This is a genomic window from Bradyrhizobium diazoefficiens, from assembly GCF_016616235.1.
In the GTDB taxonomy this organism is placed as follows: Bacteria; Pseudomonadota; Alphaproteobacteria; order Rhizobiales; family Xanthobacteraceae; genus Bradyrhizobium; species Bradyrhizobium diazoefficiens_H.
Map to the genome: position 1 here is coordinate 4,698,429 of NZ_CP067100.1, position 21,078 is coordinate 4,719,506.

Genomic DNA, 21,078 nt, shown 5'->3' on the forward strand with positions numbered 1-21,078 from the left:
CGACTCAACCAATTGCCATTGTGCTTTAGTTAGCATTTCACAACCCACGCGCGGGGTCGATCATGTCGTCTGCTTCCATTTCCGACCCGCAAGCACAGGCCAAGCGGATCGTGTTCGACGATCCGCATGGCGCGGCCGCCAACATGCAGGAAGCGGAGGTCACGCGCGTCCGCAGCTTGCGCGGCGCCTGGCGCTGGACGTTGATCGCCGCGACCGCGGCGACCATCCTGCTCTGCATCAACCAGCAATTCTCGCTGCGCTTCTTCGTCGGATATACCCAGCTCAACACCGAGTATTTTTATCTTCTGATCGCATTGATGTTGCCGTTCACGTTCCTGATCTTCCCGGGGACGGAGCGCGCATCGCTCGACCGCATTCCGTGGTACGACCTCGTCTTCTCCGTCGTGACCTTCGCCGCGGCGCTGCTGCTGATGTCGAACGTGCGCAAGGCCGCGGAGGCCGGCTGGGAGTTCGGCGGCGCGCCGAACAGCGTGATCGCCGCGGGCCTCGTGATGTGGGTGATGCTGATGGAGGCGCTGCGCCGCACCGGCGGCTGGAGCCTGCTGCTCAGCGTGCTCCCTTTCACCGTCTATCCGCTGTTTGCCGAGTCGGGCTGGCTTGGACCGTTCCGCGGCACGCAATCGACGCTGGAGCAGGCCACCGCCTATCACGTGCTATCGGGCGAGAGCCTGCTCGGCATTCCCATCCAGGCCTTTGCCGACACCGTGATCGGCTTTCTCGTGTTCGGCACCGCGCTGATGATGACCGGCGCTGGCAAATTCTTCATCAATCTCGCCTTCGCACTGTGCGGCACTTTTCGCGGGGGCGCGGCGAAAGTGTGCATCTTTGCGAGCGGCCTGCTCGGCATGATGTCGGGCTCGATCATCTCCAACGTGCTCACCGCCGGCACCATGACCATTCCTGTGATGAAGAAGAGCGGCTTCCGCGCCTCCTATGCCGGTGCGATCGAGGCCTGCGCGTCGACCGGCGCGGTGCTGGCGCCGCCGGTGATGGGCGCGACCGCCTTCGTGATCGCGCAATTCCTCAATGTCAGTTATGCCGAAGTCGCGGTCGCCGCGATCATTCCGGCGGCTCTCTATTATGTCGGCCTGTTCATGCAGGTCGACGCCTATGCCGCGCGCCACAAGCTGAAGGGGATTCCGCGCGCCGAGCTGCCGCGCATCAAGGAGACGATCAAGGACGGCTGGTACTACGTCTTCGTCATCGCGCTCTTGATCGTGATGCTGCTCTACTTCAAGCGCGAGAGCCACGCACCGTTCTACGCGACCGCGCTGCTGCTGGTGCTCAACCAGTTCTTCTCCAGGGATACGCGCTGGACGCTCGCGACCATCGGCAAATTCCTCGAGGTCAACGGCCGCACCTTCGTCGAGCTCGTCGGCATCCTCGCTGGCTGCGGCCTGCTGATCGGTGCGTTCTCGATGACCGGTGTGGTGTCGAGCCTTGCCAACGATTTGCTGCACATTGCCGGCGACAACCCGTTCCTGCTGCTCGGCATGTGTGCGCTCACCAGCCTGATCCTCGGCCTCGGGCTGACGACGACGGCCTGCTACATTTTCCTCGCCATCCTGGTCGCGCCTGCGCTGGAGAAGCTCGGGCTCAACAGGATGGCGGTGCACATGTTCATCTTCTACTGGGGTATGCTGTCCTCGATCACGCCGCCGGTCGCGATCGCCTCCTTCGCCGCCGCCGGCATCGCCGGCTCGCCGGCGATGAAGACGGGCTGGGAATCGATGTGGGTCGGCAGCATCATCTACTTCATCCCGTTCTTCTTCGTGCTCAATCCGGCGCTGGTGCTGCAGGGACCAAGCCCCTATCTCGCCGGTCTCGGCCTGATGGCGCTGGCCGCATTCGGCACGCTGTTCATCTGCGGCGGCATCCAGGGCTACCAGCCGTTCGTCGGCGACTTGCGCGGCACCGGAGCGCTGCAATGGCCGATCCGCGTGCTGCTGGTGATTGGCGGCTTCGTGGTGGCGACGCCGGGCGGCGGGATCATGCCGCTGTCGCAGCTGCAGGTGACACTGCTCGGCCTTGCCATCCTCGTGCCCACAGTTTTGCTGGCCCTGCTGCTGGTTCGGCGGCAGACCGTCGTGCCTGACGGGTTGCGCGTGCCCTGATTGCGTTGCACAAGTGGGCGATGAAACCGCTCTCGCCCGCAGCCTCCGCCTGGACCCGTTCGAAGCCGCCTTTGCTGCGGTTTCTGGACAATTGCCTCGACGAATTCTCGGCGGAGACCTCGGGCGCGGTCGCCGACTACATTCCCGAGCTGAGCAAGGCCGACCCTGCTTATTTCGGCATCAGCCTCGCGACCCTGGACGGGCATGTCTACGAGGTCGGCGATTCCAGGGTGCCCTTCACCATCCAGTCGATGTCAAAGCCGTTCGTGTTCGCGCTGGCGCTGGACCTGCTCGGCGCAAACAAGGTCGAGAGCGCGATCGGTGTCGAGCCCTCCGGCGATCCCTTCAACTCGATCCGGCTCAACTCCGACAACCATCCGTTCAACCCAATGGTCAATGCCGGCGCGATCGCCTGCACCGGGCTGATCTACGACAGCAAGGGCGCGGACGCCTTCGAGCAGATCCGCCGCGCCCTCAGCCGCTTTGCCGGACGCGATCTCGCCGTCGATGAGGCGGTCTACGCTTCCGAGAGCCAGACCGGCGACCGCAACCGCGCCATCGGCTATCTGCTCAAGACCAACGCGGTGATCTCCGACAACGTCACCGCCGTGCTCGACGTCTATTTCCGGCAATGTGCGGTGCTGGTCACCGCGCGCGACATCGCGGTGATGGCGGCAACGCTCGCCAATCGCGGCGTCAACCCGGTCTCGGGCGAGCAGGTGCTGAGCGCTTACGCGATCTCGCGCTCGCTGTCGGTGATGACGTCGTCGGGCATGTACGACTATGCCGGCGAATGGATCTACCGGATCGGTATCCCCGCCAAGAGCGGCGTCGGCGGCGGCATCTTGGCCGCCCTCCCTGCCCGCCTCGGGCTCGGCAGCTATTCGCCAAAGCTCGACAAGCACGGCAACAGCGTGCGCGGCATCAGGGTCTGCGAGGCGCTGTCCTCGCATTACGATCTGCACATGCTCAACCGCAGCGACGATGCGCGTAACGCCATCATCGCCGATTACGACATCGGCAGGAGCCCGTCGCGGCGCGTCCGCCGGCCGCAGGAGCGCGGTATCCTCGCCGCGCATGAGCAGGAGGTACGGATCATCGAATTGGTCGGCACGCTGTCGCTCTCGGCGGTCGACTACGTCTCGCGCCGGCTCGCGGGCCGGCCGCGGCCGCAATTCGTGATCTTCGATCTGCACCGCGTCACCTCCACCACCCGCGCCGGCGCGCGGCTGGTGGCCGAGGCGTTCGAGGAGCTGGCGGCGCTGAACGTGACCGTCGTGATTTCGGGCGTCCGGCGCGCCTCCAAGGAATGGGACAGCTTGCGGGAATGGACCGCGGAGCTGAAGAACGTCCGCGACTTCTATTTGCTCGACACTGCGATCGAATGGGCCGAAGACCAGATCGTCTACCGCTATGGCGGCTCGATCGATTTCCACGAGACCACGGAGCTTGCCGAGCAGCCGCTGCTGGCCGGGCTCAGCGAGGAAGAGCTGACCGACCTTGCCTCGATCTGCACGATCCGGACCTATCCGTCGGGCGCGAAGATCATCACGACAGGCGATCCTGCCGACGCCGTATTCTTCCTGCGCAGCGGCGCGGTGCATGTCACGCTGCCCGACGGCGTCAGGCTGGCGACACTGACCGCCGGCATGGCTTTCGGCGAGATGGCGCTGCTGGAGCCGACGCGGTCGGCTGATGTTTTTGCCGATATGGCGGCCACCGCGTTCGAGGTGCCGCTGAAGGATTTCGAACGCTTCCGCAAGCAGCATCCCCGCGCCAGCGAACGCATCATGCGCAATCTGGCCCAGTTGCTGGCCGACCGCCTGATCGTCGCCAATGCCAAGGTGGATATCCTGACGTCGACGTGAGCGCGCCGGTTCGGCTCAACGGCTCGCGGCCTCGCTGAGCCGGCGATTGATCCGCGCTGCGCTCGCTTTCAGCAATTCGGAGGGCTGCTGGCCGGTCGCCGCGCACAGGCAGGCCCAGTAATAGATCACATCGCCGAGCTCTTCGACGAGACCGGCCTTATCGAGCCAGTTGTCGCGGAGCAGCTTCTTGATGTGGTCGGCGACCTCGCCGGACTCGCCGGCGAGGCCGAGGCCGAGATAGGACAGCCGCTCGTTGGACGGATGCTCATCGACTTTCGCAACGCCAGCCGCCCAGGCCGCATATTCATCGATCGTCATTTGCATCCCTCGCCGCGACTTGCGGATCAGCCCACCACTTCGGTGACGGGCTGGAGATCGATCTCAAAAGTCTCCAGAAACTTTGACGTCATGATGTAGAACCCGACCGAGAGCTGGAGCTCGACCAGTGCGGCCGGCGTCAGCTTCGAGGCGATCGCCTTGAAGGTCGCATCCGTCGGCTTCTTCAGCCTGACGATCTCGTCGGTGAAGGCGAGTGCGGCGCGCTGCGTCTCGTCGAAGCAGGTCGCAGCCTGCCAGTTCTCGAGCGCCTCGTTCTGCTCGTCCGTGACGCCGACATTCTTGCCGATGCGCTTGTGCGCGACGATCTCGTAGGGCGCCTCGCACAAGATGCCGGTGCGTGTGATCGCCAGCTCGCGCACGACCGGATCGAGCTCGCCCTTGTGGCGGATGGCGCCGCCGAGGCGGCAATATTGCTCGAAGTAGCTCGGTGAGTGCGCCATCATCCGGAAGATGTTGGCGTTGCGGTTCTTGTCGAGAATTTCGCGGGTACGGTCGGACGCGTTGATCGGGTCACTGTAGTTGATACGGGCCATGATTTACCTGAGTTTTTCCTTGGAGTTTTTCCTTGGAGTTTGTCCTTGCAGTATTCCTGCAGCTTTTGATGCTTATTGTCGTTGCCGGAATAGGTTCCTCAAAACTCTATTCTGGCGGAGACGCGGGAGCAACAACATCGAGTCAAAATGCCGCCGCATTGCTGATCGACCTTGGCACAGTCGATATTCGCCGCGTGGGGACACATCGCGGCGGATACTCGCAAGGGGTGTTCCGAGTACAAACAATTGGCCGTCTTTGCGCATCAACCGCGCAACGATGAGTCACGCCCAAGTCTAGGGAGAACACGGCATGAAGGAAGCCACCAAGGGGGCGGCCTCGGGAGCGCTCGCGCATATGCTGGCGGTGACGGCGATGCTCGTCATCGCCAGCATCTTGTTCTACGGGCGCTAGCTAAGCGTTTCAGAGTTTTCGTCATTCCGGGGTGGCCCTCCCGGGACCGCGCAAAGCGCGGCCCTGGCAAGCCAGGCCCAGAATACCCGTTCCAGGCTCGGTCCTTCCGGACCGCCCCCGAATGACGGATCCCGCTACCCTTCTCTCGTGAAGAACGGCACCAGCTTTCCGGCAAACGGCTTGAAGCTCGCGGTGACCTCGTCGCCGATGGCAAGCGCGTTGTCGCCATGCGCCATCATGCGAAATCCCTCGGTGCAATCGACCAGCAGGATGTTGTAGGGCACGTGCGCGCGCGTCTCGGGCGCGGCGGCGCGGCAGACCAGCGAGGTCGCATAGACTCTGCCCTTTCCGCTGGCACGCGCCTCGCGCGGGTCGGACGTGCCACAGGCCTCACAGAAGGGGCGGTGAAAATACTGCACATGGCCGCATGCGGTGCAGGTCTGATAGGTGATCGCCTGCTCGCCCTTGGTCCAATCGGCAAGACGCTCCCTCATCGCACCCGCTCCAGAAACATGCTGACATGGGACGACAGCACGCCGCCATCGCCGTGCAAGAGCGCGATCGAGGCGTCGCGCACCTGACGGCTGGCCGCCCGCCCCGTCATCTGCAAATGCGCCTCGACCAGATGCGCCATGGCGCCGCCGACGCCGCAATGGCCATAGCTGAGCAGACCGCCATGTGTGTTCAGCGGCATCGCGCCACCGCGACTGAAATGGCCAGCCCGCACCCGCGCGGCCGCCTCACCCCGGCCGGCAAGGCCGAGGTCTTCCAGCAGCATCGCGAGCGTGATGGTAAAACTGTCGTAGATCGCGGCGTAGCGCACGTCAGAGATCGCAAGGCCCGTGGCCTCCCTGGCGCGCGCGATCGAGATTTCAGCGCCGAGATCGCTTAAGCTTGGCGCAGCCGTGACGTGCTGATGGGTGTGCGCCTGGGCGCAACCGCGGATGCACACCCCAGGCTCGCCGGTCCGCTCCCCGCTGATAACGAAGGCGGCGCCGCCGTCGGAGACCGGGCAGCAGTCGAGCAGCTTGAGCGGCATCGCCACGGGCTTGGAGGCCATGACGTCGGCGACCGTGATGGGATCGTGGAATTGCGCGCCGGGATGGGTGCAGGCGTGGGCGCGCATCAGCACCGCGAATTCGGCGAGATCTTCCTCGGTGACGCCGTAGTCGTGCATGTAGCGCGTGGCGACGAGACCATAATAGGCAGGGATGGTCGGCCCCAGCGGCACCTCGTAATCGGGATGGCCGACCTGCGCCAGCGCCTGGATCGAGGCGTCGCGGCTCTGCCCGGTCAGCCGGTTCTCGCCGGCGACGACGAGCACGTTGCGGCAGACGCCGGCGTCAACGAGATAATGCCCGAGCATGGTCATCGCGAGGCCCGTGGCCCCGCCGACCTGCACGGCGTGGGCGTAAGACGGGCGGATGCCAAAATGCTCGGCGAAGACGGTCGCCAGCATGATGTGCGGGGAGACGGTGGAGTAGCCGCAGAGGATGCCGTCGATCTCGGCGCGCTTGAGCCCGGCATCGTCGAGCGCGGCTTGCGCGGCCTTGCTCATCAGGTCGAGCGAGGACGAGCCCTCGTGCTTGCCGAAAGGCGTGAGGCCGACGCCGGTGATGAAGCTCATGGTACCTCCTACTCCGGCGCCGAGCGCGTGACGCCGGCGCGGACCATGCCGGCGATCTCGTCAGCCGAGTAGCCGATCTCGCGAAGAATCTCGGCGCCATGCTCGTTGAGCCGCGGCGCGAGGCGCACCGGTTCGGCCTCCGTTTCCGACCAGCTCGCCGTCACCTTCATGCTGCGGATCGGGCCTTCGGTCGGATGCTCGACCACGGGGAAAAAGCCGGTCGCCTCCAGATGCTCATCGTGCAAGATGGAGGCGAGGTCATGCATCGGCATCACGGGCACGTCGGCTTTGGTCAAGAGCTCGATCCACTCCGCCGTGGTGCGCGTCTCGAATATCCGGGCGAGCTCGGCATAGACGACATCGATATTGGCGGCGCGCCCCGCGAAGGTTGCGAACTTCGGATCGGCGCGCAGATCGTCACGGCCCGTGGCCTTGAAGAAGTTCTCCCACTGCTTGTCATTGTAGACGATGACGCTGAGATAGCCGTCCGACGTCTTGTACGGCCTGCGGTCGCGCGAGAGGTGGCGGGCGTAGCCGCCCTTGTCGAGCGGCGGCTCAAAGGTGAGCCCGCCCATGTGGTCGCCCATGACGAAACCGGCCATGGTCTCGAACATCGGGATGTCCAGACGCTGCCCGCGCCCGGTGCGGTCGCGGTGCACGAGGCTGGCACAGATCGCGCCGACGGCCGTGAGGCCGACGATGCGGTCGACCAGCGCGTTCGGAACGTAACGCGGCACGCCATCGCCGGTCTGCGCCATCAGCGCCGGCAAGGCGGTCGCGCCCTGGATCAGATCGTCATAGGCGGGCTTTGCCGCATAGGGCCCGTCCTGACCAAAGCCGAACACGCCGGCATAGACGAGGCGCGGATTGATCGCGGAGACGACGTCGTAGCCGAGCTGGAGCCGCGCCATCGCCTGTGGACGGACATTGTAGACGAGAACGTCGGCGTTCTTCAGCAGCCGCAGCACGGCCTCGCGGCCCGCGGGCTTCTTCAGATCGAAGCAGATCGAGCGCTTGCTGCGGTTGGTGTTGAGGAACACCGGTCCCATGCCGGCGTGCCGCATCGGGCCGATCAGGCGGGTGACATCGCCGTCGAGCGATTCCACCTTGATCACGTCGGCACCGTAGTCGCCGAGCATCTGGGTCGCATAGGGCCCCATCAGCACGGTGGTCATGTCGACTACCTTGATGCCTTTCAGCGGCCCCATCCGTTCGCTCCCGATTGCGCGGGCTCTGGAAAGCGGCCCGCGATGTCGGTCCAGCTAACGGCAGCGGCGCCACGCGCGCAAGGGCGGCCGGCGTATGGCCGCATGCGCGGCAGTGCGGATGCTATTTCTTCTGGCGGGATTCGCGGATCTTGATGAGCCGGTCGAGCTCTTCGTTCTGCTGGTTGATGCGGTCGGCGATGCGCGACTCGTTCTGCTCGCCGGAGGCGGCCGCGGCCTGCTCGATCAGCTGACGAATATTGTCCTCGAGGATCGCGATGCGCTCGTTGAGGGCGTCCATCGACAGCGAAGATTCGTAGTCATTGCTCATGATGCGTCTCGCCAATCACTCAGGAGCCGTAGTGTGGGCCAAGCGAAGCGGGCCCACCATGCTCTAACGCAAGGAAAGATGGGCACGGCGCTTGCGCGCCTTCGCCCATCCCACGAACCTACTTCAATGGCTCGAGCACCGAAACGTAATTCGCGACCGCGGCGCCACCCATGTTGAAGATGCCGCCGAGCTTGGCGTTCTTGAGCTGCATGCCCTCGGGCGCCTGCCCCGCGAGCTGCATCGCGGTCATCACATGCATGGAGACGCCGGTGGCACCGATCGGATGGCCCTTGGCTTTCAGGCCGCCGGACGGATTGACCGGCAGCTTGCCGTCCTTGAGCGTCCAGCCCTCCTTGATCGCGCGGGCACCCTGCCCCTTCGGCGTCAGCCCCATCGCTTCGTACTCGATCAGCTCGGCGACCGTGAAGCAGTCATGGGTCTCGACGAAGGAGAGATCGGTGAGCGCAACACCGGCTTTCTCCAGCGCGCGTTGCCAGGCGACCGTGCAGCCCTCGAACTGGAGAATGTCGCGCTTACTCATCGGCAGAAAATCCTGGGCGTGCGCGGTGGCGCGGAAGCCGATCGACTTGCTCATGCCCTTGGCGGTCTCGGCATCGGCCAAAACCAGCGCCGCGGCGCCATCGGACACCAGCGAGCAGTCGGTGCGCTTCAGGGGACCCGCGACGTAGGGGTTCTTCTCGCTCTCGGCGCGGCAGAACTCGAAGCCGAAATCCTTGCGCATCTGGGCGAACGGATTGGCGACGCCGTTCTTGTGGTTCTTGGCCGCGATCAGCGCCAGCGCATCGGACTGGTCGCCATATTTCTGGAAGTAGGAGCTGGCGATCTTGCCGAATACGCCGGCAAAGCCGCCGACCGTGTCGCCGTCCTCGGGCAGGTAGGACGCCTTGAGCAGGTTCTTGCCAATCTCGGCGCTGGGCGTGCGCGTCATCTGCTCAACGCCGACGACCAGCACGATCTTGGCCGCACCCGCGGCGATCGCGCGCAGGCCCTGATGCACGGCTGCCGAGCCGGTGGCGCAGGCATTCTCGACGCGGGTCGCCGGCTTGAAGCGCAGCTTCGGGTCGGCCTGGAGCACCAGCGAGGCGGTAAAATCCTGCGGCGAGAAGCCCGCGTTGAAATGGCCGAGCACGATCTCGTCGACGTCGCTGGCGGAAATGCCGGCATCGGCGAGCGCCTCGTTGGCGACGCGGGTGACGAGGCTTTCGACGGTTTCGGTGTCGAACTTGCCGAACGGCGTATGCGCCCATCCGACGATGCTGGCGGTCATGGTCTCTTCTCCCTGGGATCTCCTCACCTGAGCTAAGTCTTAGCTCAGGGATGGCAAGACTTCACGCAGGTTTAAGGGCCTGGAGGGTGCGCTGGCAGATGGCAGTTATGCCGGCCCAGTTTCCGGCCCTGATCTCGGCCGTCGGGCACAGCCAGGAACCGCCGACCGCGACCACATTGGGCTCGGCGAGCCAACTCGCCGCATTGGCTTCGCCGACCCCGCCGGTCGGGCAGAACCGCACGTTCGGGAACGGCCCGCCGAGGGCGCGCAGGCCCTTGATGCCTCCGGCCTGCTCGGCCGGGAAGAATTTTGCCACGTCGAAGCCGTGCGACAGCGCCATCATCAGCTCGGACGCCGTGGCAATGCCCGGCGCGAACGGCAATGAGCTGTGCGCGGCCGCCTTGAGGAGATCGGGGGTCAGGCCCGGGCTGATGCCGAAGGCGACGCCGAGCTTCTCGACGCGGGTGAAGTCGGCGGGATTGAGGATCGTGCCGATGCCGACGACCGCCTCCGGGACTTCGGCCATCATCGCCCGCGCCGCCTCGATCGCAATCGGGGTGCGCAGCGTCACTTCCAGGGTGCGGACGCCGCCGGCCACCAGCGCACGCGCCAGCGGCACGGCGTCCTGGATACGATCGATGGTGAGGACGGGAATGACCGTCGCGTCCCTGAACAGCGCGACGAGGTGGTTCTGTTGGGCAGACGTGGGCATCTCGTGGGCCTTGTCCTGGCTTCGTTTCGCTTGTCGCTTTACTTGGTGGCCTGGCGCGTGGTCGCCGGCCGGTGCCGCTTCTTCGGCGGCATGGCATAGCCCGGAATGATGGCGCCAGGATAGCAGATCACGAGGCTGGCGAGACGATGCCCGGCCTGGGCTGCCTCGACCGGCTCGGAGCCGGCAAGCCGGGCCGCGATATAGGCCGCGGCAAAGCTGTCGCCGGCCGCCGTGGTATCAACGACCGGCTTGGTCATTGGTTCGGCGCGGACCTCTTGGGTCCCGCCGGGGAAGCGCAGCACGCTGACGGGCTCGGCGAGACGGAACACCAGTTCGGGTGTGGGAATCCGCGCCATCAGCTGCTCGTGGCTCTCGCCGGGATAGAGCGCGAGCAGATCCTCGGTCGAGGTCAGCACGATGTCGGCGGCCGCAAAGGCTGTGGCAAACACCTCGCGCGCGACCTCGCGGTCAGGCCAGCCCCGTGCGCGGAAGTTCGTGTCGAACACGAAGCGGGTGCCGAGCAGTCGCGCGCGCTTGATCGCCGCGAACAGGCGCTCGCGCCCTGAGGAGTCGTAGATCGAGAGCGTGATCGCTGAGAGATAGACGATGTCGTAGCTCATCAGCGAGTTGAGCAGCTCATCCGTCTCCGGCAGGCTCATCAGCTGGCGCGCCGCCGCGCTGTCGCGCCAGTGGAAGAACTGGCGCTCGCCCTTGGCGTCCAGCTGGATCATGTAGAGGCCAGGGAGCTTGCCCGGCAGCCGCACGACCCGCCGTGTGCCGACGCTCTCCGCATTCCAGGCCGCGATCATCTCGTCGCTCAGGGCGTCGTCGCCGAGCGCGGTGAGATAGTCGACCTTGACCTCGAGCCGCGCGAGGTACACCGCCGTGTTCAGGGTGTCGCCGCCGAAGCCGCGCGAGTACAGGCCGCCGCCCTGTCCGGTGGACGATCCGGAGGAATGCCCTCCTTGCGCCTGCCGGAGCTCGACCATGCATTCACCGATGCAAGCAACGCTCGCCATCGCCATATCCACGCTGTTCATCTGATACGATCAGGCGACGAACTTGCCGCCGAGCTCGTCTTCGATGTGAATGCGAATGATGTCGTCGAAGGACTTTTCTTCGGTGGTGAAGCCGAGCTCGCGCGCCCGCTTCGCCTCGAAATTGCGCGGCCAGCCGCCGACGATGCCGACGATGAAGGGATCAGGCTCGCGCTTGATGCGGGCGGCGACCTTCTCGCCCGCAACCCGCTTCAAGGCGGCGATCTGCTCGCCGACCGTGGCCGACAGGCCCGGCATGGTGAGATTACGGCGCGGACCGACCGCTGCGAGGTCCATGGTGCCGGCGTGCAGCAGGAAGCCGACCGCCGAGCGCGGCGTGGCGTGCCAGTGGCGCACATCCTCGGAGACCGGGAGGACTGCTTCCTTGCCGGCCAGCGGCTCGCGCAAGATATTGGAGAAGAAGCCCGATGCCGCCTTGTTGGGCGCACCCGGCCGGATGCAGATGGTCGGCAGGCGGATACCAATGCCGTCGAGGAAGCCGCGGCGCGAATAGTCGGCGAGCAGCAATTCACCGATCGCCTTCTGGGTGCCGTAGCTGAGCAGCGGGGTGTGGAAGAACTCGTCGCCGATCGCATCCGGGAACGGCGCGCCGAACACGGCGATCGAGGACGTGAACACCACGCGCGGCTTGTAGCCGCCGCCGGCGAGCCTGACAGCGTCGAGCAGCATCCGGGTGCCGTCGAGGTTGATGCGGTAGCCCTTGTCGAAATCGAGCTCGGCCTCGCCCGAGACGATGGCGGCGAGATGGAAGATCACGTCGGGGCGGCCGGCGATCAGCTTCTCGGCCGCGCCGGGGACGGCGAAATCGCCCGACACGGTCTCGACGGCGAAGCCGGCCTTCTCCGGCTGCTTCGGCTCGACCACGTCGTGCATCGTCAATCTGGTGATGTCACTCTTGCCGAGCCGGCCGTCGCGCAGCAGCCGTTCACACAATTTGCGGCCGACCATGCCGGCGGCGCCCAGAACCAGAATGTGCAAGAGCCTACTCCTTCTTATTGCCGGAGCGCGTCAGGCTGGAGGCGCTCCGGTGGCAGTCCGCTGGCTATTCCTTCACGGCGCCGGTCATCGCCGACACATAGTACTCTACGAAGAAGGAATAAAGGATAACGACGGGGACCGAGCCGGTCAGGGCCGCCGCCATCAGTGCGCCCCAATGATAGACGTCGCCGTTGACGAGCTCGGTGATGGCGCCGACCGGAATCGTCTTGTTCTCCGACGAGGAGATGAAGGTTAGGGCGTAGATGAACTCGTTCCAGGACAACGTGAAGGCGAAGATGCCGGCGGAGATCACCCCCGGCAGCGACAAAGGCAGCGTGATCTTGAGCAGGATCTGAAGCCGCGTCGCCCCGTCGATCAGCGCACATTCCTCCAGCTCATAGGGGATGGTGCGGAAATAGCCCATCAGCAGCCAGGTGCAGAACGGGATCAGGAAGGTCGGATAGGTCAGGATCAGCGCCAGATTGCCGTCGAACAGGCCAAGCTGGAACACGATCGCCGCCAGCGGAATGAACAGGATCGAGGGCGGCACGAGATAGCCGAGGAAGATCGCAAGGCCGACATAGCGCGAACCCTTGTAGCGCAGACGCTCGATCGCATAGGCGGCGCAGACGCTGGCGAACAGCGAGATGAAGGTGGAGGACACCGAGACGATCACGGTGTTCCACATCCAGAGCGGATAGTCGGTGTCGAAGAACAGCTTGCTGATGTGCTCCAGGGTCGGATGCACGATCCAGAACGGATTGTACTTCTCGTAATCGTACATCTCCGCGTCTGGCTTGAACGTCGCGACCGCCATCCAGTAGAACGGGAACAACAGGAAGAAGATGATCAGGCCGAGCGGAAGATAAACGCGGAGAAACTTCCGCGGAAAACTTTCCAAATAGTCCATTCCGACGCTTTGGTCGTCCATCGTGGTCATAGTCAGTCCCTCCCGCCTTGCTGCCAGCGGGAGCGCTGAAGCCCGAAGAAGCTGAGCAGGATCGCCGCGACAAGGAACGGAATCATCGCATTCGAGATCGCCGCGCCCTCGCCGAGATTGCCGCCGGTGATGGCCCGCTGGAACGACAGCGTCGCCATCAGATGCGTGGCGTTGATCGGCCCGCCCCGCGTGATGGTGTAGATCAGCTGGAAGTCGGTGAAGGTCATCAGCACCGAGAACGTCATCACGACCGCGATGATCGGCGACAGCATCGGCAGCGTGATGTGGCGGAATCTCTGCATGTTGGTGGCGCCATCGAGATTGGCGGCTTCATAGAGCGAGGGCGAGATCGTCTGCAATCCCGCCAGCAGCGTGATCGCCACGAACGGCACGCCGCGCCAGATATTGGCCGCGACGACCGACCAGCGCGCATTCCAGGGATCGCCGAGAAAGTCGATATAGCGCGTGATCAGGCCGGCCTTGATCAGCACCCAGGAGATGATCGAGAATTGGCTGTCGTAGATCCACCAGAACGCAATCGCCGAGAGCACCGTCGGCACCACGAAGGGCAAGAGCACGATGGCGCGGATCATCGACTTGAACGGCAGCCGCTCGTTGAGCAGCAGCGCCAGGTAAAGGCCGATGGCGAATTTCACGATGCTCGCGAACACCGTGTAGAAGATGGTGTTGAACACCGAGAGCCAGAACACGGAGTCCTTGGACAGCGAGACGAAATTCTGGAAGCCGATATAGCGCCCGGCCCCACCGATCTTGGTGTCGGTCATGCCGAGCCAGAAGCCCAGCGCCAGCGGGTAAGCCAGAAACAGGATCAGGATCGCGATCGCCGGCACCATGAACATGGCGCCGAGAAAATTCCGGCTCTCGAATGCTCTGGTCCACAGGCTTGCGCGCTTGAGCTGCGCGGCAACGGGTTCGGCGATGACCGCCATATCGAACTCCCCTCAAAGAACGGTCACGGCGTCCAGCGAACCGGACGCCGTGCAGATTGGAGTTGATCAGACCTGGTAGTAGCGCTTGGCGCGCTCGGCGGCGCGCGCGGCCGCCTGCTTCGGCGTCGCCGAGCCCGAGGCCGCTTCCGCGAACATGTCGACGACGACGAAGTCGCCCATCACGGCAGCGGAGGCGTAGCCGAGATCGCCGGCATAGCCGTTGTCGCGGCAGCGCTTCAGGCAGTCGCGATACGGGGTGATCTTCGGGTCCGACGTCCACACCGGGTTGTCGTTGTAGGCCGGCAGCGGCGGCGACACGTAGCCGTTCGAGGAGACCTCCCAGGCGTCGTAGTTCTCCTTGTCCATCATGAACTTGATGTATTCCTTGACCGCCTTCGGATATTTCGAGTGCTTGTAGCCGTAATAGACCAGCACGTTCTGCTGCTCGGTCGGCACGCCCACGGGGCCGATCGGCATCGGCGCGTGGTTCATGTCCTTGGCGATCTCCTGCTGCTTGGGATCAGAGGAGGTCTTGCCGACGGTCCAGATCGAGATGCCGTTCAGGGTGAGGCTGAGTTCGCCGTTGAGGAACGCCTTGTTGTTATTCGAATCGTTCCACGACAGCACGCCGGGGATGAACGTCTCGTAGAGCTGCTTGACGTATTCGAGCGCGGCGATCGTCTCGGGCGAATCGATCACCACCTCGTTCTTCTCATTGACGACCTTGCCGCCGAACGCCCACAGCGCCCACTGGCACCAGCCATTGGCGTCGCCCGTGGCGTGGCCGAGCGCGAAGCCGGCCGGCGTGTTGTTCTTCTTCAGGGCCTGGCACAGCTTGAGGAAGCCGGCGGTGTCCTTGGGGAATTCGTCGAAGCCGGCGGCCTTCACATGGCTGATGCGGTAGTTGAGGCAGCCGCCCGTCGCGCCCTGCGGAATCGCGATCCAGCCATTGCCCTTCTTGCCGTACTTCTCGGCGACCGGATACCAGCCGCCATATTGCTTGCCGAGGTAATCGGCGACGTCGGTGACGTCGATCAGCTTCTCCGGGAACTTGTGGGGATCGTCGAGCGTGCCGATGATGAGGTCGGGACCGGCGCCGACATTGGCGGCCACGGCCGCCTTCGGGCGAATGTCCTCCCAGCTCTCGGCCTCGAGCTTCACCTTGACGCCGGTCTTCTCCGAGAACTTCTTGGTCTGCTCGGCGAACTTATCGAACTCGGCCTGGATGAACTGCTTCCAGCGCAACACGCGAATGGACGCGTTCGGCTCCGGCGTGTTGGTCCACTCCGCCGCGCGGACCGGGACGATGCCGGGGCCGGCCAGCAGCGCTGCGCCGCCGAGGCCAGCCTTGAGCAAACTACGCCTGTCGAAATCGCTCATCGTTCTCTCCCTGAATTTTATATTTGATTGGGCCGCTCTTACATCACCAACACGTCGCTACATGCGTTTGCCTGTCGCATCATCGAACAGGTGAACCAACGACGGATCGGGCTTCAGCCGGACCTTGTCGCCCGGATTGAACTGGTGGCGCTCGCGGAACACCGCGACGACCTGCTCGCCGCCGACCTTGGCGAACACCTGGGTCTCCGAGCCGGTCGGCTCGACCACGATGATCTCGGCCTCGGCGCCGTCATCGGCGATGGTGAAATGCTCGGGCCGCACGCCGTAGACCGCGGGACGCCCGTCGGACGCGGTTGGTGCATTCTTGAGCGGCAGCTTGACGCCGTTCGGACCTTCGAAAGTCGCAACGCCGTTGACGCGGACATGGCCCTTGAGGAAGTTCATCGCCGGCGAGCCGATGAAGCCGGCGACGAATTGGTTGTCGGGCTTGTCGTAGAGCTCGAGCGGCGTGCCCATCTGCTCGACGATGCCGTCATGCATGACGACGATCTTGTCGGCCATGGTCATGGCCTCGATCTGGTCGTGGGTGACGTAGACGGTCGTCGTCTTCAGCCGCTGGTGCAGCTCCTTGATCTCGGTGCGCATGGCGACGCGCAGCTTGGCATCGAGGTTCGACAACGGCTCGTCGAACAGGAACACCTGGGGATCGCGCACGATCGCGCGGCCCATGGCGACGCGCTGGCGCTGGCCGCCGGAGAGCTGACGCGGATAGCGATCGAGCAGCGGCGACAGCGCAAGGATCTCGGCGGCGCGCTTGACGCGCTTGTTGATCTCGTCGGAGCTCGCATTCCGCAGCTTCAGCGAGAAGCCCATGTTGTCGGCGACCGTCATGTGCGGATAGAGCGCGTAGTTCTGGAACACCATCGCAATGTCCCGCTCCTTGGGCTGGACATTGTTGACGACGCGGTCGCCGATCGAGATCGTGCCGGAGGTGATGTTCTCGAGGCCGGCGAGCATGCGCAGAAGCGTCGACTTGCCGCAACCGGAGGGGCCAACCAGGACGACGAACTGGCCGTCCTCGATCGGAATCGTCACGCCGTGCAGGACTTCAAAATTGCCGAACGATTTCCGCACGTCGCGGATTTGCACAGACGACATCTAGCTCCCTCCTCGAAAGTCCACGACGCCTTTTGCGCCACGACCGTCTTGTTTTTTCAGACTTAGCCAACCCGAAGCCCGAACCTAGCAGGCGACATTGTCGGCAGTTTGTGCGGTTTTGGCAATTTGTCTTTGGTTAGTCGGTGCTGGTAGCGCTGTCAACGATCCTTTGGTTTCGACATGGGCTATGCTAAGAGCAGCAAATGGGTCGAAAACGCACCAAGTCAGGCAAAATCCGGCTGGCCGAAGTCGCCGAGCTTGCCGGCGTCAGTCCGATTACGGCGTCCCGCTTCTTCCGGAATCCGGAGGCGCTGTCGCTCGCCAAGCGGACGCGGGTCGAGAGCGCAGCCAGGGAGCTCGGCTACGTGCCGAACCTGGCGGCACGCGCGCTGGCCTCGCAACGCACCGAAGTGATCGGTGTGCTGATCCCCTCTCTCACTAATAACGTGTTCTCGGACGTGCTGCGCGGCATCTATGACGCCTCCGAAGGCAGCCGCTACTCGATCCAGTTGTCCAACACCCGCTACAGTATTCTCCAGGAAGAGAAGCTGCTGCGCCTGTTCCTGGCGCAGAAGCCGGCCGGGCTGATCGTCACCGGCATCGACCAGACCACGGAATCGCGTGCGATGCTGGAGGCCGCCGATTGCCCGATCGTGCAAATCATGGAGATCGGGCCCAACCCGGTCGACATGATGATCGGCTTTTCGCACTATGATGCAGCCCGCGCGGCGATCGCCCATTTGTTCGCGCAAGGCCACCGCAGGATCGGCTTCGTCGGCGCGCGTATGGATCCCAGGGTGCAGCGGCGGCTCGACGGATACGGATCGGCCATGAAGGACGCCGGCCTGTTCGAGCAGCGCCTCGTCGTCACGACGGCGACACCGACCTCGGTGACGCTCGGTGGCGCTCTGTTCACCGATCTGCTCGGACGCGAGCCCGGCCTCGACGCAGTGTTCTGCGCCAATGACGACCTCGCGCTCGGCGTTCTGTTCGAATGCCGGCGCCGGGAGATCGCGGTGCCCGAGCAGATCGCGATCGTCGGCTTCAACGATCTCGAATTCATGGCCTCCGCCGTCCCGACGCTGACCAGCGTGCGCACCAACCGCTATGAGATGGGCAAAACCGCCGCCACCATGCTGATCGATGCGATCGACGGACGGCGGCCGGAACAGCCGGTGCTCGATCTCGGCTTCAAGGTGATCGAGCGGCAAAGCTCGTCGGCGCGGCGTTCGGACAACAGGCCAGCCGTATCAGGCGTGGGCGTGGCGAACAAAATGGTAGCGTTACCAACTAGCCATGACTAGTATCGAACTTGTGAGGAAACGACCCGCCAACGGGCAGGCCCACCATCGCCCACACCGTTGGGCATCGCACAAGCCGATCCCATAATCGGACGCCAGTGCGTTTGCATTGCAGGAGACACCAATGACAAAAAAGCCAACCAATGGGCACGCACCCGCCGGTAACGGCACGCGCCGCCACCTCCGCTCGCAGGAATGGTTCAACAACCCGCATAATCCGGGCATGACCGCGCTCTATATGGAGCGCTATCTGAACTACGGCCTCACCCGCGCCGAGCTCCAGTCCGGCAAGCCGATCATCGGCATTGCGCAAACCGGCAACGACCTCTCTCCCTGCAATCGCCATCACATCGAGCTCGCCCACCGTGTCCGCGAAGGCATCCGCGAGGCCGGCGGCATCGCGATGGAATTCCCGACCCACCCCATTCAAGAGACCGGCAAGCGTCCGACCGCGGCGCTCGACCGCAACCTCGCTTATCTCGGCCTGGTCGAGATCCTCTATGGTTACCCGCTCGACGGCGTGGTGCTGACCACCGGCTGCGATAAGACCACACCCGCCTGCATGATGGCGGCGGCGACCGTGAACCTGCCGGCGATCGTGCTGTCGGGCGGCCCGATGCTCAACGGCTGGCACAATGGCGAGCGCACCGGCTCCGGCACCATCGTCTGGAAATCGCGCGAGCGGCTCGCCGCCGGCGAGATCGACTATGAAGAGTTCATGGAGATCGTGGCCTCCTCGGCGCCCTCGGTCGGCCATTGCAACACCATGGGTACCGCCTCGACCATGAACGGCCTTGCCGAAGCGCTCGGCTTCTCGCTGCCGGGCTGCGCCGCGATCCCCGCCCCCTACCGCGAGCGCGGCCAGATCGCCTACGAGACCGGCAAGCGCATCGTCGAGATGGTCTGGGAAGACCTCAAGCCCTCGGACATCCTGACCCGCAAGGCGTTCGAGAACTGCATCGTGATCAACTCGGCGATCGGCGGCTCGACCAACGCGCCGATCCACATCAACGCGTTGGCCCGCCATATCGGCGTCGAGCTCACGATCGACGACTGGCAGAAATTCGGCCACGACGTGCCGCTCCTGGTCAACATGCAGCCGGCCGGCTTCTATCTCGGCGAGGAATTCCACCGCGCCGGCGGCGTGCCGGCCGTGGTGCGCGAGCTGATGAAGCACAAGCGCATCCATGAAGACGCCATCACGGTCAACGGCCGCGGCATCGGCGAGAATTGCAAGAATGCGCCAGCTCCCGACAACGACGTGATCTGGGCCTATGACAAGCCGCTGGTCAAGGACGCCGGCTTCCTGGTGCTGAAGGGCAATCTGTTCGATTCTGCGATCATGAAGACCTCAGTGATCTCCAAGGAATTCCGCGACCGCTATCTCAGCAACCCGAAGGACCTCAACGCGTTCGAGGGCCGCGCCATCGTGTTCGAGGGTCCCGAGGATTACCACGCGCGGATCGACGATGCCTCGCTCGACATCGACGAGCATTGCGTGCTGTTCATCCGCGGCACCGGGCCGATCGGCTACCCTGGAGGAGCCGAGGTCGTGAACATGCAGCCGCCGGCGGCCCTGATCAAACGCGGCATCCACTCCCTGCCCTGCATCGGCGACGGCCGCCAGTCCGGCACGTCGGGCTCACCCTCAATCTTGAATGCCTCGCCGGAAGCGGCCGCCAATGGCGGTCTTGCGATCCTTAGGACCGGCGACAAGGTCCGCATCGACCTCAACAAGGGCAGCGCCAACATCCTGATCTCGGACGAGGAGCTGAAGAAGCGCCACGCCGAACTCAAGGCCAATGGCGGCTTCAAGCATCCGCCGAACCAGACGCCCTGGCAGGAGCTTTATCGCAACACCGTCGGCCAGCACGCGACCGGCGCCTGCGTCGAGATCGCCACGCGGTACCAGAACGTCGCCGGCACCTTTGGCGTGGCGCGCGATAATCACTAGCAGCCACACCGTCATTGCGCGAAGCAATTCAGAAATTTCTCCGCGGAGAGACCCTGGATTGCTTCGTCGCACCAGCGCAAAATTGCCTTGCAATTTTGTCGCGGGCTCCTCGCAATGATGGCGGAGCAAACATTGCATCAAGAATTCAAGGAGAAAAAATGGCAGACCGCCTCAAGGGAAAGCGTGCCGTCGTCACGGCAGCGGCAGCAGGCATCGGGCGCGCATGCGCGATCGCATTCGCGCGTGAAGGCGCAACCGTCATCGCCACCGACATCAACGAGGCCGGCATCGCAGGCCTTTCCAAGGAAGGCATCGCCGAGACCGCAAAGCTCGATGTCCGCAACACCGCCGACGTCAATGCCTTCGCCAAGCGCATCGGCAAGATCGACATCCTGCTCAACGCGGCCGGCTTCGTGCACCACGGCACCATCCTGGAGTGCTCGGAGGAGGATTTCGACTTCTCGTTCGACCTCAACGTCAAGTCGATGCACCGGACCATCAAGGCCTTCCTGCCCGACATGATCGCGGGCGGCGGCGGCAGCATCGTGAACATCTCGTCCTGCGCGGCCTTGAGGCCGCCGGCGAACCGCTACGTTTACAGCTCGTCCAAGGCGGCGGTGTCGCTGCTGTCGCGCGCGGTCGCGCTCGACTTCATCACCAAGGGCATCCGCTGCAACGCGATCTGCCCCGGCACCGTCGAGACGCCCTCGATGCTCGACCGCGCCGCCGCGCAGGGGCCCCAGGGCAAGGAGATGTTCATTTCCCGCCAGAAGATGGGCCGGCTCGGCACCGCCGACGAGATCGCCGCCATGGCAGTCTATCTCGGCAGCGACGAGAGCGCCTTCACCACCGGCGTCGACCTCGTCGTCGACGGCGGCTACATGCTCTGATTACTTAACCTCTCCCCGCCCTTCTGCGGGGAGAGGTCGGATTGCGCCTGGCGATGCG

Annotated in this window: 20 protein-coding genes; 6 read left to right on the forward strand and 14 right to left on the reverse strand. The window is 64.4% G+C overall.

Features of this window, described 5'->3' with window-relative positions; translation table 11 throughout:
- The first annotated feature begins 62 nt into the window (after positions 1-62).
- Together JJB99_RS22465 and glsA are read left to right on the forward strand one after the other, a co-directional pair.
- A complete protein-coding gene (locus tag JJB99_RS22465) occupies positions 63-2,135 on the forward strand; it encodes a TRAP transporter permease (protein WP_200494490.1) in 2,073 nt (690 codons plus the stop codon).
- Positions 2,136-2,155: 20 nt separating this feature from the next.
- On the forward strand, positions 2,156-4,003 hold the full coding sequence (gene glsA / locus JJB99_RS22470; RefSeq protein ID WP_200494491.1) for a glutaminase A: 1,848 nt from the start codon (positions 2,156-2,158) through the stop codon (positions 4,001-4,003).
- 15 nt (positions 4,004-4,018) lie between these two features.
- Here glsA and JJB99_RS22475 read toward each other — a convergent pair whose 3' ends face one another.
- Both JJB99_RS22475 and JJB99_RS22480 read right to left on the reverse strand, forming a co-directional pair.
- The gene (locus tag JJB99_RS22475) at positions 4,019-4,321 is read right to left on the reverse strand and encodes a nucleoside triphosphate pyrophosphohydrolase family protein (RefSeq protein ID WP_200494492.1); all 303 of its coding nucleotides are present in this window, start codon (positions 4,319-4,321) and stop codon (positions 4,019-4,021) included.
- 26 nt (positions 4,322-4,347) lie between these two features.
- Complete coding sequence (locus JJB99_RS22480; RefSeq protein WP_200494493.1) at positions 4,348-4,875, reverse strand: carboxymuconolactone decarboxylase family protein; 528 nt, start codon at positions 4,873-4,875, stop codon at positions 4,348-4,350.
- A gap of 32 nt (positions 4,876-4,907) precedes the next feature.
- Here JJB99_RS22480 and JJB99_RS22485 point away from each other — a divergent pair, with 32 nt between their 5' ends.
- The gene (locus JJB99_RS22485) at positions 4,908-5,156 is read left to right on the forward strand and encodes a hypothetical protein (protein WP_200494494.1); all 249 of its coding nucleotides are present in this window, start codon (positions 4,908-4,910) and stop codon (positions 5,154-5,156) included.
- Between the two features lie 265 nt (positions 5,157-5,421).
- On the opposite strand, the gene JJB99_RS22490 is transcribed toward JJB99_RS22485, so the two are convergent.
- The 12 genes from JJB99_RS22490 to JJB99_RS22545 form a co-directional block, all read right to left on the reverse strand.
- Complete coding sequence (locus JJB99_RS22490; protein WP_200494495.1) at positions 5,422-5,781, reverse strand: Zn-ribbon domain-containing OB-fold protein; 360 nt, start codon at positions 5,779-5,781, stop codon at positions 5,422-5,424.
- Positions 5,778-6,914: a thiolase family protein gene (locus JJB99_RS22495; RefSeq protein WP_200494496.1), complete on the reverse strand. Its 1,137-nt coding sequence runs from the start codon at positions 6,912-6,914 to the stop codon at positions 5,778-5,780. The genes JJB99_RS22490 and JJB99_RS22495 overlap by 4 nt, the downstream gene beginning before the upstream one ends.
- 8 nt (positions 6,915-6,922) lie before the next feature.
- Positions 6,923-8,122, reverse strand: a complete 1,200-nt coding sequence (locus JJB99_RS22500; RefSeq protein WP_200494497.1) for a CaiB/BaiF CoA transferase family protein — start codon at positions 8,120-8,122, stop codon at positions 6,923-6,925.
- A 121-nt stretch (positions 8,123-8,243) separates the two neighbouring features.
- Complete coding sequence (locus JJB99_RS22505; protein WP_200494498.1) at positions 8,244-8,450, reverse strand: hypothetical protein; 207 nt, start codon at positions 8,448-8,450, stop codon at positions 8,244-8,246.
- A 118-nt stretch (positions 8,451-8,568) separates the two neighbouring features.
- Entirely contained in the window at positions 8,569-9,738 is a 1,170-nt protein-coding gene (locus JJB99_RS22510; RefSeq protein WP_200494499.1) for an acetyl-CoA acetyltransferase, read from the reverse strand.
- Positions 9,739-9,799: 61 nt separating this feature from the next.
- Positions 9,800-10,450 (reverse strand): bifunctional 4-hydroxy-2-oxoglutarate aldolase/2-dehydro-3-deoxy-phosphogluconate aldolase, encoded by a 651-nt coding sequence (gene eda, locus JJB99_RS22515; protein WP_200494500.1) that lies wholly within the window; start codon positions 10,448-10,450, stop codon positions 9,800-9,802.
- A gap of 38 nt (positions 10,451-10,488) precedes the next feature.
- Positions 10,489-11,469 (reverse strand): sugar kinase, encoded by a 981-nt coding sequence (locus JJB99_RS22520; protein ID WP_200494501.1) that lies wholly within the window; start codon positions 11,467-11,469, stop codon positions 10,489-10,491.
- A 30-nt stretch (positions 11,470-11,499) separates the two neighbouring features.
- On the reverse strand, positions 11,500-12,486 hold the full coding sequence (gene denD / locus JJB99_RS22525) for a D-erythronate dehydrogenase (RefSeq protein WP_200494502.1): 987 nt from the start codon (positions 12,484-12,486) through the stop codon (positions 11,500-11,502).
- Between the two features lie 64 nt (positions 12,487-12,550).
- On the reverse strand, positions 12,551-13,426 hold the full coding sequence (locus JJB99_RS22530; protein ID WP_200494503.1) for a carbohydrate ABC transporter permease: 876 nt from the start codon (positions 13,424-13,426) through the stop codon (positions 12,551-12,553).
- A gap of 2 nt (positions 13,427-13,428) precedes the next feature.
- A complete protein-coding gene (locus JJB99_RS22535) occupies positions 13,429-14,376 on the reverse strand; it encodes a carbohydrate ABC transporter permease (protein ID WP_200494504.1) in 948 nt (315 codons plus the stop codon).
- Between the two features lie 66 nt (positions 14,377-14,442).
- A complete protein-coding gene (locus tag JJB99_RS22540; protein ID WP_200494505.1) occupies positions 14,443-15,756 on the reverse strand; it encodes an ABC transporter substrate-binding protein in 1,314 nt (437 codons plus the stop codon).
- Positions 15,757-15,813: 57 nt separating this feature from the next.
- Entirely contained in the window at positions 15,814-16,875 is a 1,062-nt protein-coding gene (locus tag JJB99_RS22545) for an ABC transporter ATP-binding protein (RefSeq protein WP_200494506.1), read from the reverse strand.
- A 203-nt stretch (positions 16,876-17,078) separates the two neighbouring features.
- Here JJB99_RS22545 and JJB99_RS22550 point away from each other — a divergent pair, with 203 nt between their 5' ends.
- The 3 genes from JJB99_RS22550 to JJB99_RS22560 all read left to right on the forward strand — a co-directional run bounded on the left by JJB99_RS22550 (position 17,079) and on the right by JJB99_RS22560 (position 21,020).
- A complete protein-coding gene (locus JJB99_RS22550; RefSeq protein WP_200494507.1) occupies positions 17,079-18,179 on the forward strand; it encodes a LacI family DNA-binding transcriptional regulator in 1,101 nt (366 codons plus the stop codon).
- A gap of 121 nt (positions 18,180-18,300) precedes the next feature.
- On the forward strand, positions 18,301-20,130 hold the full coding sequence (locus JJB99_RS22555) for an IlvD/Edd family dehydratase (protein ID WP_200494508.1): 1,830 nt from the start codon (positions 18,301-18,303) through the stop codon (positions 20,128-20,130).
- A gap of 158 nt (positions 20,131-20,288) precedes the next feature.
- Complete coding sequence (locus JJB99_RS22560) at positions 20,289-21,020, forward strand: SDR family oxidoreductase (protein ID WP_200494509.1); 732 nt, start codon at positions 20,289-20,291, stop codon at positions 21,018-21,020.
- Positions 21,021-21,078 lie beyond the last annotated feature (58 nt).

Bases quoted from the DNA above. Each gene is read 5' to 3' on its own strand.
- JJB99_RS22540 (WP_200494505.1), bottom strand. From the start codon at position 15,756: ATGAGCGATTTCGACAGGCGTAGTTTGCTCAAGGCTGGCCTCGGCGGC.
- JJB99_RS22535 (WP_200494504.1), bottom strand. From the start codon at position 14,376: ATGGCGGTCATCGCCGAACCCGTTGCCGCGCAGCTCAAGCGCGCAAGC.
- JJB99_RS22490 (WP_200494495.1), bottom strand. From the start codon at position 5,781: ATGAGGGAGCGTCTTGCCGATTGGACCAAGGGCGAGCAGGCGATCACC.
- JJB99_RS22495 (WP_200494496.1), bottom strand. From the start codon at position 6,914: ATGAGCTTCATCACCGGCGTCGGCCTCACGCCTTTCGGCAAGCACGAG.
- JJB99_RS22510 (WP_200494499.1), bottom strand. From the start codon at position 9,738: ATGACCGCCAGCATCGTCGGATGGGCGCATACGCCGTTCGGCAAGTTC.
- JJB99_RS22465 (WP_200494490.1), top strand. From the start codon at position 63: ATGTCGTCTGCTTCCATTTCCGACCCGCAAGCACAGGCCAAGCGGATC.
- JJB99_RS22560 (WP_200494509.1), top strand. From the start codon at position 20,289: ATGGCAGACCGCCTCAAGGGAAAGCGTGCCGTCGTCACGGCAGCGGCA.
- glsA (WP_200494491.1), top strand. From the start codon at position 2,156: ATGAAACCGCTCTCGCCCGCAGCCTCCGCCTGGACCCGTTCGAAGCCG.
- JJB99_RS22480 (WP_200494493.1), bottom strand. From the start codon at position 4,875: ATGGCCCGTATCAACTACAGTGACCCGATCAACGCGTCCGACCGTACC.
- JJB99_RS22555 (WP_200494508.1), top strand. From the start codon at position 18,301: ATGACAAAAAAGCCAACCAATGGGCACGCACCCGCCGGTAACGGCACG.
- JJB99_RS22545 (WP_200494506.1), bottom strand. From the start codon at position 16,875: ATGTCGTCTGTGCAAATCCGCGACGTGCGGAAATCGTTCGGCAATTTT.
- JJB99_RS22475 (WP_200494492.1), bottom strand. From the start codon at position 4,321: ATGACGATCGATGAATATGCGGCCTGGGCGGCTGGCGTTGCGAAAGTC.
- JJB99_RS22500 (WP_200494497.1), bottom strand. From the start codon at position 8,122: ATGGGGCCGCTGAAAGGCATCAAGGTAGTCGACATGACCACCGTGCTG.
- eda (WP_200494500.1), bottom strand. From the start codon at position 10,450: ATGCCCACGTCTGCCCAACAGAACCACCTCGTCGCGCTGTTCAGGGAC.
- JJB99_RS22505 (WP_200494498.1), bottom strand. From the start codon at position 8,450: ATGAGCAATGACTACGAATCTTCGCTGTCGATGGACGCCCTCAACGAG.
- JJB99_RS22530 (WP_200494503.1), bottom strand. From the start codon at position 13,426: ATGACCACGATGGACGACCAAAGCGTCGGAATGGACTATTTGGAAAGT.
- JJB99_RS22520 (WP_200494501.1), bottom strand. From the start codon at position 11,469: ATGGCGAGCGTTGCTTGCATCGGTGAATGCATGGTCGAGCTCCGGCAG.
- JJB99_RS22550 (WP_200494507.1), top strand. From the start codon at position 17,079: ATGGGTCGAAAACGCACCAAGTCAGGCAAAATCCGGCTGGCCGAAGTC.